General features: G+C 51.1%; 13 protein-coding genes and 1 tRNA gene. 4 read left to right on the forward strand and 10 right to left on the reverse strand.

What is annotated here, in order from left to right; genetic code table 11:
- Positions 1-1,809 carry a sensor histidine kinase gene (locus MHH48_RS25660; RefSeq protein ID WP_076325677.1) on the reverse strand — a complete coding sequence of 603 codons (1,809 nt, stop codon included), beginning with the start codon at positions 1,807-1,809 and terminating at the stop codon, positions 1-3.
- Between the two features lie 200 nt (positions 1,810-2,009).
- On the opposite strand from MHH48_RS25660, the gene MHH48_RS25665 reads away from it, so the two are divergent.
- A complete protein-coding gene (locus MHH48_RS25665) occupies positions 2,010-2,297 on the forward strand; it encodes a hypothetical protein (RefSeq protein WP_076325676.1) in 288 nt (95 codons plus the stop codon).
- 308 nt (positions 2,298-2,605) lie between these two features.
- On the opposite strand, the gene MHH48_RS25670 is transcribed toward MHH48_RS25665, so the two are convergent.
- The 3 genes from MHH48_RS25670 to MHH48_RS25680 are packed head-to-tail and all read right to left on the reverse strand — an operon-like array spanning position 2,606 to position 5,287.
- Positions 2,606-3,406: an AAA family ATPase gene (locus MHH48_RS25670; RefSeq protein WP_076325675.1), complete on the reverse strand. Its 801-nt coding sequence runs from the start codon at positions 3,404-3,406 to the stop codon at positions 2,606-2,608.
- On the reverse strand, positions 3,399-4,751 hold the full coding sequence (locus MHH48_RS25675; RefSeq protein ID WP_076325674.1) for a DDE-type integrase/transposase/recombinase: 1,353 nt from the start codon (positions 4,749-4,751) through the stop codon (positions 3,399-3,401). The genes MHH48_RS25670 and MHH48_RS25675 overlap by 8 nt, the downstream gene beginning before the upstream one ends.
- 50 nt (positions 4,752-4,801) lie before the next feature.
- Positions 4,802-5,287, reverse strand: coding sequence for a DUF6431 domain-containing protein (locus MHH48_RS25680; protein WP_340390713.1), 486 nt, complete (start codon positions 5,285-5,287; stop codon positions 4,802-4,804).
- 238 nt (positions 5,288-5,525) lie between these two features.
- Here MHH48_RS25680 and MHH48_RS25685 point away from each other — a divergent pair, with 238 nt between their 5' ends.
- On the forward strand, positions 5,526-5,735 hold the full coding sequence (locus MHH48_RS25685; RefSeq protein ID WP_144023516.1) for a hypothetical protein: 210 nt from the start codon (positions 5,526-5,528) through the stop codon (positions 5,733-5,735).
- A 549-nt stretch (positions 5,736-6,284) separates the two neighbouring features.
- Entirely contained in the window at positions 6,285-6,428 is a 144-nt protein-coding gene (locus MHH48_RS25690) for a hypothetical protein (protein ID WP_213643833.1), read from the forward strand.
- Positions 6,429-6,516: 88 nt separating this feature from the next.
- Here the strand turns inward: MHH48_RS25690 and MHH48_RS25695 are convergent.
- Both MHH48_RS25695 and MHH48_RS25700 read right to left on the reverse strand, forming a co-directional pair.
- Positions 6,517-6,603 (reverse strand) — tRNA-Leu (locus MHH48_RS25695).
- A 135-nt stretch (positions 6,604-6,738) separates the two neighbouring features.
- Positions 6,739-7,719, reverse strand: coding sequence for a copper amine oxidase N-terminal domain-containing protein (locus MHH48_RS25700; RefSeq protein WP_076325671.1), 981 nt, complete (start codon positions 7,717-7,719; stop codon positions 6,739-6,741).
- 366 nt (positions 7,720-8,085) lie between these two features.
- Between MHH48_RS25700 and MHH48_RS25705 the strand changes: the two genes are divergently transcribed.
- Positions 8,086-8,769, forward strand: coding sequence for a lysoplasmalogenase (locus tag MHH48_RS25705; protein WP_083659815.1), 684 nt, complete (start codon positions 8,086-8,088; stop codon positions 8,767-8,769).
- A gap of 117 nt (positions 8,770-8,886) precedes the next feature.
- On the opposite strand, the gene MHH48_RS25710 is transcribed toward MHH48_RS25705, so the two are convergent.
- From MHH48_RS25710 to MHH48_RS25725, 4 genes are all read right to left on the reverse strand, one after another.
- On the reverse strand, positions 8,887-9,600 hold the full coding sequence (locus tag MHH48_RS25710) for an MgtC/SapB family protein (protein WP_076325669.1): 714 nt from the start codon (positions 9,598-9,600) through the stop codon (positions 8,887-8,889).
- Positions 9,601-9,644: 44 nt separating this feature from the next.
- Positions 9,645-10,250, reverse strand: coding sequence for a glycerol-3-phosphate responsive antiterminator (locus tag MHH48_RS25715; protein WP_076325856.1), 606 nt, complete (start codon positions 10,248-10,250; stop codon positions 9,645-9,647).
- Between the two features lie 67 nt (positions 10,251-10,317).
- On the reverse strand, positions 10,318-11,130 hold the full coding sequence (locus tag MHH48_RS25720; protein ID WP_076325668.1) for an HAD-IIA family hydrolase: 813 nt from the start codon (positions 11,128-11,130) through the stop codon (positions 10,318-10,320).
- A gap of 335 nt (positions 11,131-11,465) precedes the next feature.
- Positions 11,466-13,229 (reverse strand): glycerol-3-phosphate dehydrogenase/oxidase, encoded by a 1,764-nt coding sequence (locus MHH48_RS25725; RefSeq protein WP_076325667.1) that lies wholly within the window; start codon positions 13,227-13,229, stop codon positions 11,466-11,468.
- Positions 13,230-13,421: the final 192 nt, after the last annotated feature.

Raw genomic sequence — 13,421 nt, forward strand, 5'->3', positions numbered from 1 at the left:
TCAACTCTCCTCCTCTGCGGGAATCCACAGATCCGTCCGCGATCCCTTACATGGTTCGCCGCCAACGTCCATACGGGCTTCGTCCCCGTAATACAGGGCCAGCCGGTGCCTGATGTTGAACAGGGCATAACCTTTCCTCGACTGCGGAGCCCTGACCATCCCCTGCTTGACCCGTTCAGCATCAAGCCCCCGTCCGTTGTCGGTAATGCAAATATGCAGCAGCCCCTGCTCCCGGCTGACCGTGATGTCTATCCTGCCTCCTATTGTCCGGTCGCTGAATCCATGCTGAATGCTGTTCTCCACCACCGGCTGCAGGATAATCTTCGGCAGCAGGCAGGACAGCAGGGCCTCGTCCTCTACCGTCACCGTGTATTCAAACAGTCCTTCATAGCATTTCTGCTGAATGGCGAAATACTGCCGCATGTGGGACAGCTCATCCGCAAGGGTAATCAGATCCTTGCCGCCGCTGAGCCCGATCTGGAACATCTGCGACAAAGACAGGATCATCTCATTCACATCGTCATTCTCGCCCATTACCGATTTGCAATAAATGGTGTTCAACGTATTGTACAGAAAGTGCGGCTCCATCTGCGCCGTAAGGGCACGGATCTCTGCATGACGCTTGCCCTCCTCCTTGGTCTTCACATCCTCGATCAACATCTTAATCTCCGACATCATCCGGTTGAACTGAAAGCCAACCTGGGCAACCTCGTCCTCATAACGGCTCTCATACACCACACTGAGCTGGTTCTCTTCGACTCTGCGCATCAGCCGCCGCAGCTTGAACAGGGGCTTCAGCAGCACAGATGTCAGCTGATTGGAGATCAGCCAGGTCGCCAGCAGGAAGACAACGATGACATAGAGGGTAATGCGCTGCACCCGCTGCAGCTTACCCAGCAACTGGTCCCGCGACTGCATCCCGGAGATAATCCAGTCGGGTGATGCCGCTGAGCTTGTATAATTTACCAGATACTCCTTGCCGCCATAGCTGTAGTTGTGATCCTGCGGATCGGCTGCTTTTCCGGCTTCAGCAAGCACCGGCTTCCAAGGGAATCTGCCCCGGAACGGCCAGCGGGACTCCACTACCGCCTCTCCTTCCCCGCTCACCAGGTAATAATTCCATCCTGCTTGTTCACCGCCTTTATTCAGCAGCTCATCTATCCGGCTCTCCCTGATATTGACCACAATAAATACATTGCTGATCGGCGTGTAAGGGTATTCATAGATTCCCCGGACTATGAAGGAGACCACCCGCTGGCTGCCCGTGAATAACCGGTCATAATGTCCTTTGGCCCAGTAGCCGCCCGGCTGCTCCTTGCTCAGATCATATAATTCCGAGCCGTAGAACGAGTTGTCCTGCGCCCGGATCTGCGTAGTGGAATAGAAATCGCCAATCGGGGTAACGATCAGCACATTCTCAATGATCGGCTGATTGAACGTTGCCTGCGAGAGTACATATTGCAGATCAGACAGATGTACATAATAATTAGAGACCTCATGGCTCAGCACATCCATCATCATCTTGCGGTACGCATCGCTCAGCATCAGGGACTGCACGGACAGCGCTACATCATTCAGGCGGGAATCCAGGAGCTGTGCCGTCTTGCTTACGGTCTCCCGGCTGCCGGCGTAAACATTATCCTCGATCTCCTGCGCGGCAATCCAATACGAGAAAGTGCCCATTGCACTGATGGACAGCGTAATCAGCACGATGAACGAGAACAGAATCCTCTGTTTGATGGATATCCGGTAATACCTGCCGGCGATCTGCCGCCGGAGCTGCCGGCCATAGGCTGTGAATGTATTCATAGTTCCCCCTTCTTGAGCATGTATCTCCCTACGATTGTCAGTTCTTGTCACTTGTACCATACGGCTGCTCCGGCCCGGCGTCAAGACAGGGCATGATTATTTAGCGGATTCCGTCCCTTATTATCAATAGGCAGGGGGCCCTCCGCATAACATGGTGCGAATTCACTAATCATGGCTCAGGTTGACGGGAAGCTGCGCGATTGAGTAATTATGCTTGTGACGGTCAGTCCATTCCGTTTGATGCCTTTCTGCGGCAAATGTTGAACGATCCAACAGTAGCAGAGCTCACTGATTTTGTTGCCTCATACGTAAAAAATAATACAATTAGCCAAACTGACGGTTTCAAGGGCGATTCTATGAAGCATGAAACAGAGATGGGGGGAACGTTGAGCGAAGTCCTGCCCCAACTGAATACTGGCAGCAACGCAGTGTTCACTTATTATGGCGGCGGGGAATCTGGTCCGCTTCATGTGGTATTCCATGTATAGGTCTGGGAACAATAAACTGCTTCCATTTGCTGCTTCGACACCTGGATGAACAAGGGCTGGGACCAGTTGTTGGCATTACGATTGCGGATGTAGAGCGCTATTGAGACCAGGAGCATTGACGGACTGATCGAACGACTGGCTGACGACTATGCGGCCCGTCTTCTGGATACCGGACATCGTCAATTTCAGCTAATCGGCTACTGTTTGGGAGTGTTACTGCTAATACATAATGACCGGCGGTTGACGGCGTAAGTTGTCCTGCTGGTGACGGCCAAGCTGTCCGGTCTATGGTGTGAAGAAAGGGAGAATCATGACAATTCTCCCTGGATGACGCGTTTGATCATATGATCGTCAATGATGCGATGTTTGTTCTGCGAGCCGTAGATGAGGCTGTGCGTGCAGACCTTGTTGATCAGGCGCGCGGCGCCGCTGGAGAAGCGGAACACATCGTCGATCGCCGCCTCTGTAAACACGTCGTGCTCGGCACCGGCGTAGCTCATGTGCCGGGCGATGTACGCGCCGGTCTGCGCCCGGTCGAAATGAGCCAGCTTGCATTGCAGATCGATTCGCTGGCGAATCGCCGCGTAGGCTTGCAGCCCAAGGCGGTCCCACAGCTCGCTTTGCCCAACCAGGATAAGCGCCATGGGGCTCTGGGCATCCATCTTGAAGTTGAGCAGGAAGCGGACTTCTTCAAGCATCTCGCGATCCAGCAGATGCGCTTCGTCGACGACGACAACGGGCTGCAGCCGGTGAATGCCGCGCATGAGTTCGATCTCCCGATGCAGTTGGCGCTTGGCGTCGCCGCGGCAGAACTTCGATTCGCAGCCCAGTTGTTCGAGCAGACCCTTGTAGAAGTGCCGCGGCGTAAGCTTGGAGTCCGACAGGTACAGCACCTTGTATGTCGCCGGGTCGAGAACCTCGGTAAACCTGCGAATCGTCGTCGTCTTGCCGGTTCCGCAGTCGCCGGTGACGACGGCAAACCACTGCCGCTGGACGGCGTACGAGAGGCGGCCGAGCGTCTCCTCGAGGATGACCGACTCGTAGAGTTCGCCGGTCGGCATGTCCCGGGAGAACGGCGCACGGCTGAGGCCGTAGAACGACTCAAACATGACCGGCCTCCCTGCTCACCTGGCGGTAGGCAACGGCCGGTGCCTGCTGCTCCTTGCGGACAGCGCTCCGGTCTTCCGCTGCGGCAAGCAGCCGGGAAGCTTCTGCCGGCACTTCGCCAAGATGCTCAGGCAGCGGCGGCCGCTTGCCGGCACGCTCGCCGATGACGAGCTCGCGGACGCGCCATGGTGCATGATTCTCGTACTCGATTGTAAGATCCGTGATGTCCGCCGGGTCGAAGATGACGTCAACCGTCTGCCCGATGAACGACAGGCCGACTTCGTACTTGCGATCCTGAAAGCTGATGCAGCCCGACTTGTCCACCTTGCGCGTTTCACCATGCAGAAACGCGGTGGCGAGCTCGTCCGAGTCTACGAACCGAAGCGCCTTCTTGTCGCTGCGGAACGCGGTCTCGGGGCTGCACTTCTCTGGCAGCGCCGAGTGGGACTTGTGCTGGTAGCATTCGGAGAGCCACACTTGAAACAGCTCATTTAATCGCTCCAGCGTTTTCGGCTTCTCGAGTGCCGCCTCGCTCAGGAAGGCGTCGACCACACGATTAAACCGTTCGACCTTGCCCGTCGATTCCGGCGAGTACGGCTTTGCGAACAGAAGCCGGATGCCGAGCTTGGAGCAGGCGCGCGTCATCCATTTGGTGCGGTATTGCTTGCCGTTGTCGAAGTACACCGACTCCGGCACGCCGAACTTCTGGATGGCCTGGCGGAAGCAGTCCTCGACGATGGTCTTGTCCATGACCGGGTAGAACGCGCCGTGCAGCACAAAGCGCGTCGCGTCGTCGATGAACGTGACAAGGAACACCTGCTTCATGGCACCGCCCGGACCGATGGGCAGGTACGGTCCGTATTTGAGGTCCGAATGCCACAACCGGTTGCGGTGGCGCTGCTGGAAGCGCCGGGCGGCAACGCCCGACTCGGCGTACATGCGCATGTGGCGCGTACTGTAGCCCCGGGCGGCGAGCCGCTCTTGCAGCGTGCTGCGCTTCACCGATCCGGGCGCGATGCGGCCTTCCCACTCGAGAATCTGAATGAGCTGTGAGACGCTTCGGCTTGGCACTTCCCGGCGTAGCAGGATGGCCTGCTCCAGCACCTCCGGCGCGATGGTCTCGTCCGATGGCTGACGGCCTTTGCCTTTGGGCTGCAGGCCGCCGAAACCCTCCATCCGGTACGCCGCCAGATACCGCCGAAGCGTCCGCTCGCTGATCCCGATCTCTTCGCAGATCCGCGCTTTGACTTCCCTTGCCTTGGCTGCATCCAAGCCTTCCGCTAATAACGGCGCAAGCAGCTGCACGCGCTCCGAGGCGATGCTTTCGGCCTTCTTTCGATCTTTCATCCGTTTGCTTCCTTCCCCTGGTAGACTTCCAGATGAGTCTACCACAGCGGTTAGCCGGACAAGAAGGCAGAACGGGTATGTATCCACAAATGGCTGTTTGCGACCGGCCGGACAATTCGTCCCAGCCAGCCGGGGGCTTTGCCCACAAGCTGTCCGATTTGATGGTGTGCAGGCTGCGAAGGGACGGACGGCTCTTCTGCAGGGTCTGGATGAAAACGAAGGGCGATGGACCGCAAGGCGCCCAGCAAGTAGCTGCTGTGCTCCCGAAACCAGCTCTGCCACCGCCGAAGCGTCGCGTCGTCCGCGGCAATGGCAGGGAGAGATTCCGGCTCCGCGACGATCTCTTCGATGCATGCCGATTCATACCGTTTGTACGACACGAAGCAATCCGGGAGCTCATGATGGATCTTTCGGCAGCCGCTGCACCGCAGACGACGGATGACGAGGAGGCGGCAATCTCCATCTCCGCCCGCCAGCTTCCGCCGCCGACTGCCAATGACGACGAGCCTTTCGCCGCAGCACGGGCATGGCACCACTTCTGCACACCGAACAAAAAACGCCGGGTATCTTCTCAACCAGCGCGTACTCTGTTACAATGACCATGTTGATTGAGGGGATGCTTCCGGTTCGTTTGTTGGCGCAGACGAACGCACAAGGGAGGCATCCTTTTCCTTTTCTGAGATATGGTCATTATATTCGGCAGCTTCTGGACAGGCAATCCCGCCAGCAAGTGGACGTTATCTCTAAGCAGCAACATGGGAGGACTGATCGCGGTTGAAACAGTTGGTCGTTTGTTGGAGCCAGGGACTGGAGGTTGTAGACTTGGTGCTGGTAGACAGCCATCCTGTTCTTCATTCCATTGAAGATGAATTAGCAATGGAAGCGCTATTAGTACCGAACCTTAATATTTCACTGGAGCAGGCCGGTTTTGTCGGAGCTGCCTCGGGACAACTTATTCGCGGCCTACAGACAGTTTTTCTGTGAAAATAAGGATAACCAGATGAATGGACGAATTTCTGTTTTTGGGCAATACAATGCCCGGGATCTCCATTTCCATGAGTCCATGTTTAGACGATCTATGGGTTGGTAGCACTAATTAACTTGCTCGTTTTTGGGGTCGGCCTTCTAGGTAAGCTTCTTTGTTTTTCAGCATGCTATAGGCTATGACCAGTAGGGTTCGTGCCATAGCAATTGGCGTTAGCATGAAAGAAGTACAAGAATGGCTGGGTCACAGTGTCTATTCCACCACAGCCAACATCTATACTCACTTGGAATTCAGTTCCAAGGTCACTTCCGCAAACCGAATGAATGAAGTAATAAAAAATAAAAACAGTCCACTAGATTTTTAATCTAATGAACTGCTCTTAGTAAAGTAATACCGGCGAGAGGACTCGAACCTCCACGGTTTCCCACTCGATTTTGAGTCGTACATGTTATTGTCCAAGAAGAGGAACATAAAACCCGGAAAAACCTTGTAAAATCAAGGTTTTTCGCGGGTTTTTTCGTTTCTTCCAGGCTACGAGGAGATAAAACATGTCAGAAGCCGGCTCAGAGCCGACTATTATTCCTGACCCTTATACCCTTCTGCTTCTGAATTACCCAGATGTCGTTACGGTGGAGCAAATGTGTGAAATGCTTGGCGGCATCAGCACCAAAAAACAGCTTACAAATTACTGAAAGTAATGAGCACTAGCCTCAATATTTTAAATAAAAAAAGTTCCTGCTCTGCCAAAAAAAGCAGATCAGAAACCTATTATAATTGAAGTGGTGCGGTCGAGAGGACTCGAACCTCCACGGGGGTTAGCCCACACGGACCTGAACCGTGCGCGTCTGCCAATTCCGCCACGACCGCATATTATGTAAAGTCGGTATCGTGTTGATCACCGTAATTAAGAGTATATTACGCCCATAGTTAAAAAGCAAGCATTTTTTTAAAAAAATGGTCGAAACCATATATTCCGCGTGATTTCGACCATTCATGGCAACATCAGATCGTCCACTGATCATGAATAATTCCGGATAAGACCCATGTATTCCCTTCCTGCTGAAACACAAGACGCAGGCTTTCCCAGTCCATGCCAGCATAATCAGGATGAACCCCATCGAAGTAATACTCAACGATGACTGCCCCTTTATACTGGCTGGTCGCATTGTTCAACGTATTTCCTTCGCTTTTGGATTGGTTGTAACCCACCCAAGGCGCAGCGGCAAAATCGCTTGTATAAATAAACGTCTTATAATACTTTTCGAAATTCATGGAAATCGGTTTACCGCTGCCATCAAACTCGCCCCAACGGTATAAGGTATCATCTTTAAACCCATCGCGCAGCTGTTGTTTGCTCAACGTGATATCCTTCTGACGGTCCACATAAGCGTATGGGGAGAAGGTGACTCCTTTTGAATGAGCGAATTCTGCAAGCTTCTCAAAATCTTTGTTTTTCAATAGCGTCATCACTTGATCCGCACTCTTGGACAAGGCAGTTTCAGCCTCTTTAGGTGTGAGCACAGGAAAGATCATGGCTTGTTTTGAAGCGTTATTCCAGGTTACCTTGCCTCCGAGACCTTCAGCCGAGAACCGCAGTGGAATATAGACCCGTCCTTCCTTAAGCTTAGGCGAAGCATCCAGCGTCACCCATTTACCGTCTTGTATCGCATTGGGCTTTCCCACTGTATAACTTGTCGTATGTTTACCGTTGCTCACAACCGCGGTCTGCTTGGCTTGATTCCAGTGAACCTCCGCCCCCATCGCAGTCGAAATATCGCGAAAAGGAACCATGACTAGGCCATGCTGAATAATTGCCGGAGAATCGAGCATCAGCTTCCCTCCATTCACTCTAATCTCAATCTGTTTGTTCGAGGATGCCTCCGCTGCCACTACTCCCCCTCCATACTGTAAGTTTCCGGTTAAGGCTATAACCGCCGCAGTAATCCCTGCCAGCAGCACTCGAACCCCTTTGCGCTTCTTCATCAACAGCTGTCACCCCTTCTTATGTTCTCTGTCCATTTTCGCTGATAAATGGTCTATACCCTTAATTCCAAGCGCGAAACGTTATTTTATCTATTCTTACACTTCCATGACGATGCGATTCCGCTTTAAACCTCGATTCATGCTCACGGGCTCCGAATACTCATCCTCCATGATATGTTCCCCCTTATACTAAGGCAATTAAAATATATAATCGCGGAATATATTTTCCAAGCAATTTCAGCAGATTTAATTTATTTCTAATAATGCTTTACATTCCTATTTCATGCGAAGACAGGAAAGAGGGATAGGGATGCTATAAGAAGAATACTCTTACATTAAGATTACATGCGCATAGGAGGACTGTATTTGAAACGATACATGTTGCCATTGATCATCCTGATCATGAGTCTGCTTTATATGTTCTTCATTCCATCCGAACCCTTGGCTGTCAAGCTGCTGTTCAAGCTCATTCCGATGTGGCTCATCATCCTGTTTGCCTATCGGCAATTCCCGCCCCATAGATCCAGAATTCACTATTTGCTGTTAACAGGACTGTTCTTCTGTATGATCGGTGACGGGACGCTCATCTGGTTTGTTGTCGGTCTTTCTGCCTTTCTGATCGGGCATCTGTTCTACACGTCCGGCTTCTTGGGGCAGTGGCGCTATTCAGCTCCCCGCCTTCTCAGCATCGTTCCGATTGCAGCCTATTCGGTATGGATGGGCATCCAATTGGTGTCTTCTCTCAAGTCGAACGGAGAACAGGCTTTGATTATTCCTGTCATCGCCTATATCGCAGTCATTTCGTTCATGCTCTGGACAGCCATCATGACCGGGAATCGATATGCGATGCTTGGAAGCCTGCTCTTTGTCATCTCTGACTCGATCTTGTCCTGGAACATGTTTGTTGCCGATATCCGCTATTCGGACATATGGATCATGACCACTTATTACGCGGCCCAATTCCTGATAGCCAGAAGTATCTCGGCTTTTGACAGCCCTCGATTGCAGGCCTTAGGAAGCTCGTCCTTGAATACATCTGCCGCCCCATAGAAGACATAAAAAAGCCGAGCCCGGGTCCACCCGGGCTCGGCCCTGTGCATCATATTTAGCCCAATCATAGGATCTGGCCTTATAACCATTCGGGCATCAAGCAAATCCGATAAACGCTTAATCCCGCCAGTTCATGCGAACCTGCTTAATCCCCTCTACCTGCCACAATTGCTCGAACAATCCGTTAATTCCCTTGCTGTTAAAAGAATAGACCCGGAATTCCATCGTCACCTTGGTCGAATCGTCTTCCGTCGTGTCATTATTCACGATCATGCCTTCCACCGTCATATTTGCCTTTTGCAGCAATTCCGTAATGGTACTTACATGAACTGGACGATCTCCAGCCTCAATGATGATCTTCAAACTGCCTGACTTTTTGATAAAGAGAAATTTTGATTCCAATTTATTCAACACCAGCGTGCTGACGAGAACGATCGCCGTCGTTATGATCGCGGGCCAGTAAAATCCGGAACCGACACTTAAACCGATAGCCGCTGCTACCCATAGGGTTGCCGCCGTGGTAAGACCTGAAATGATATGATTGGAACGCCGCAATATTGCCCCGGCACCAAGGAAACCGATACCGCTTACAACTTGTGCCGCCAGCCGGGCAGGATCAACCCTCGCATTAGGATGATTGATCAGTGCAGAATCAAAACCGTAAATGGAAGTCAGCATAATCAGTGTTGATCCGACAGCCACCAAGAGATGGGTTTTTAAACCGGCCTGCTTGTTTCTGCGTTCCCGCTCCCAACCGATTAAACCGCCAAGCAATGCAGCCAATAGCAGCCGCATCAGCATGGTCTCCGGATCCAGTTGAAACACATCCATTCCCTAATCTCCACCCATCTTTGTCATTTACGGAGGCTCTTTCGCTATACCATATGTTCATCCTGCCAGCGCCATAGCTCTTTGCTGGAGGTGGATATGCCAATTACACCGCTCTTCAAAGCTGTATCAAAATCCTCCAGATCGATCATGAGCCCTCCTGCGATGACGGGCACGTCCACCTCTGCACGAATCCGTTCCATAATCCGCTGACACACCATGCCCGGCAGCACTTCAATGGCATCCGGATTGGAGGCCTTAATCATCTTGATCCCGTTGTCCAGGGAAACAGAATCGAATACAAACAGTCGCTGAACCGTTAACAAGCCCAGTTTCTTCGCTTCAACAATCGCGGTGTTTTTTGTCGTAACAATACCATCGATGCCAACCTTTTCTGCTAAATACTTAACCCCCGTCTTGTCTTTGCCGATCCCTTCAATCAGATCAAAATGCACAAACGAGAGCTTGCCCGCCTCCCGAATCTGCTCAACAATCGATTCGATGATAAAAATATCGGTCTTAAGAATAAACACGATATTCGATTCGGTTGCTAGTACATTGGGCAGTTCATCGGCATTCATTAATGAAGTAATAATGGGCTTACGCTTCAAGCAATACGAAATTCGTTGTGCACCTTCAACACTGGTTTTCATGTCTTCACCTCGTTGCCGCAGCAGCATCTCCAATTCTCCCGTTGCCCCGGCTTATTTTTGTAAATACTCATGACTTGGCTTCGTCTGCCTGCTTCACGGCAGTACCGCTGAGATAAATATCGTAGACCGAATTCAGTACATAGGTGGGCTTCACGCTGCTGTTCATCAGATCGTCCCTGGTTGATACGCCTGTCAGCACCATTGCCGTACTCATCCCTGCCTGATTTCCCATCTTGATATCCGTCTCCAGCCGATCCCCTGACATCAGACAATCTTCAGCCTGCACTCCCAAAATATCAAGAGCCGTCAATGCCGTCAAGACGGAGGGTTTGCCCATGACGGTCGTGATTGTTATACCGGCAGTGCCTTCGATGGCACCGATCATACCGCCGCAATCCGGCACATCGCCGCCAGGCATTGGACATGTTCGATCCGGGTGGGTGGCAATCACTTTAGCGCCCCGTTTAATCGCCTGATATGCAAAATCCAGATGACGGTAGTGAAAATCCCGATCCCAAGATACAACCACAACATCGGTTTCCTCCGGCGATGAGGCGAATCGTATTCCATTGTCCAGCAGCTCATTCTTCAATATATCTTCGCCAATGACATACACGTTTGCGCCCGGATGATGTTTTTGAAGATAATGAATCGTAACGAGTGCAGGATTCAATATATTATTCAGTTCAACTTGAATGCCAAGCTTCCTTAATTTCTTCAAATAGTTTTCCCTGGAATCTATCGTTTTGTTGGTCAAAAACAATAGCCTCTTACCTAGTCCCTGCAAATAATGAATGGTCTCCACCGCACCATCAATGGCCTCAGCCCCAAGATAAATCGTGCCGTCCAAATCAAAAATATACCCTGAATAATGATCCATAATTTCGTTCTCCTCTGCATGTTCAATCTGTAATTTCGCCCGTTAACGTAAATTGGACATGTTCTGGCCAGATCAGTTCTGTTATGGACCCACAGTCCCCATCCGTAAAGTATACATATGACAACGTCATGCCCTTTAGTCCTTGGACAAGCGGTTCCACGCGGATACAAAAAAATGAGAAGCACTTTGCATTGAAAAAGCCTTCATTCATGACAAATGAAAGATTCTCGTTATGCAAAGGGCTTCTCATCATCTCTGCCCAGCTCTATAACTTTATATGGTTATACTACATCCACATTTTACATTTGACAAGATGCTCCTGATAAATAAGATTCCTATCGATTCATCGCTGAAACGGCGGAGGAATGCTCGGCTTCCTCGTCGGAGCGCGGTCCTGTGACGTCTTCCCGATCCGGCAGATCCGTAAACCGTTCCATCCTGCTGTCTTCCACCATTCCCCATGCCAATTGCAATTGATCCTGCAGCAGCTCCCATTGCCTGTTGACTTCCACATGATTCCATTCTAAATATTCACGCATTATTCTCATCACGGAAGCAAGGGTTCGCTCGGTTTTTTGCCGGTCGAATAATATCCAGCCTGTTCTTCTTAATAGAAAATCCACTGCGGTCATCGTCATCTCATATTCGATGGAATACTCGATTTCCGCGCGTAACAATCGAAGCTCGACCGTGTCTGCTTCCTGCGAAGAAGCACCGATCCGGTTCATCAGTTCCATCGTATTGGAGCCGTACCTGTTCATGAGGCTCACAATGTCTTCGGGTCTGATGCCGAGGGATTCACCCTGCTTGATTAACTTCTTCTGAACCTCCTCATAGGTGAGGCCATTCAGGTCGCCTCCGCTGATGGGAACACGATCCGTCGTACAAGGAGGATAGATGGTGCCATCGCCGTCTTGAAGCTGTCTGGCTGCAAGATTCACGACCTTTTCAGCCATTTTCCGAAATCCGGTCAGCTTTCCGCCTGCAATGGTGATCAATCCAGAATCGGATATAAACATCTCATCTTTCCTTGATATTTCCGAAGGATCCTTTCCTTCCTCGCGGACGAGTGGCCGTAACCCTGACCATCCGGATTCAATATCGTTCAGCTTCAGCCTTGATTCCGGAAAAGCATGACTCACCGCATCGATAAGATACCGCCGATCCTCCTCGGTAATACCGGGCGTCTCAATCGCACCCTCATAAAGGGTATCGGTCGTTCCGATGTAGGTCTTGCCCTCTCTTGGAATGACAAAAATCATTCTCCCACCCGGCACATCGAAATAAGCAGCCTGGCGTATGGGAAGCTTGGCATGATCCACCACCAGGTGAACGCCTTTCGTTAAGAGCAGCCGCTTTCCCTTGAGCGAATTATCCTTGAGCCTGACCTGATCCACCCATGGCCCGGCCGCATTGATGATTTTTTTGGCGCATATCGTATAGGTCTTACCACTCACTTGGTCTTCTACGTGAACTCCTACTACTTTTCCTCCTCGATACATGAATTCCTGGACTTTGGCATAATTCGCGATGAGAGCTCCCTTGGCCCTTGCAGACTTCATCACTTCAACCGTTAATCGCGCATCATCGGTTCGGTATTCATAATAATAACCGGAACCTTTCAATCCCTCCTTTCGAAAGAGCGGTTCAAGGGTCAGGGTACTCTCGCGCCGGAACATCTTTCGCCGTTCACTTCGTTTGACCCTTGCCAACCAGTCGTACAGATACAACCCGATCGAGCTGGCAAGATAACCATAAGTACCCTTTTTATAAATAGGGAGCAGCATGGGAATGGGCTCCACCAGATGCGGAGCGCTCCGGTGAAGCAGTGCCCGTTCAGAACCTACCTCGCGTACCAAGCCGATCTCTCCTTGCTTCAAATACCGAAGACCGCCATGAATCAGCTTCGTTGATCTGCAACTCGTTCCCGAAGCAAAATCATTCATTTCCACTAATCCGACGCTCATCCCTCTACAGCTGGCGTCCCAAGCAATTCCCGCACCCGTGATACCGCCGCCAATCACCAGCACATCCAGCTTTTTGGCCGACATGTCCTGCAAATATTGGGTCCGCATCTTGGCGGATAAGCTTGTGTACACCTGACATTCTCCTCTCTGAATTTAAAATTCAAAAAAGAACCGCTTCTGCTAAGAATACATACCGAATACAGTACGCATTTAAGCAAAAGGGTTCTCCGTTATCTCCGCCACTTTATGCAATAAATATGATTATTCATTATAGGTTGCTTTTATACTTATGTCTACATGGAGCCCATTCAGAACCGTTAAAGC

Source organism: Paenibacillus sp. FSL F4-0100 (genome assembly GCF_037993005.1).
Classification (GTDB): Bacteria; Bacillota; Bacilli; order Paenibacillales; family Paenibacillaceae; genus Paenibacillus_AQ.

Coding starts and splice junctions, on each gene's coding strand:
- MHH48_RS25660 (WP_076325677.1), bottom strand. CDS start 1,809: ATGAATACATTCACAGCCTATGGCCGGCAGCTCCGGCGGCAGATCGCC.
- MHH48_RS25670 (WP_076325675.1), bottom strand. CDS start 3,406: ATGTTTGAGTCGTTCTACGGCCTCAGCCGTGCGCCGTTCTCCCGGGAC.
- MHH48_RS25675 (WP_076325674.1), bottom strand. CDS start 4,751: ATGAAAGATCGAAAGAAGGCCGAAAGCATCGCCTCGGAGCGCGTGCAG.
- MHH48_RS25690 (WP_213643833.1), top strand. CDS start 6,285: ATGTCAGAAGCCGGCTCAGAGCCGACTATTATTCCTGACCCTTATACC.
- MHH48_RS25700 (WP_076325671.1), bottom strand. CDS start 7,719: ATGAAGAAGCGCAAAGGGGTTCGAGTGCTGCTGGCAGGGATTACTGCG.
- MHH48_RS25710 (WP_076325669.1), bottom strand. CDS start 9,600: ATGGATGTGTTTCAACTGGATCCGGAGACCATGCTGATGCGGCTGCTA.
- MHH48_RS25715 (WP_076325856.1), bottom strand. CDS start 10,250: ATGAAAACCAGTGTTGAAGGTGCACAACGAATTTCGTATTGCTTGAAG.
- MHH48_RS25720 (WP_076325668.1), bottom strand. CDS start 11,130: ATGGATCATTATTCAGGGTATATTTTTGATTTGGACGGCACGATTTAT.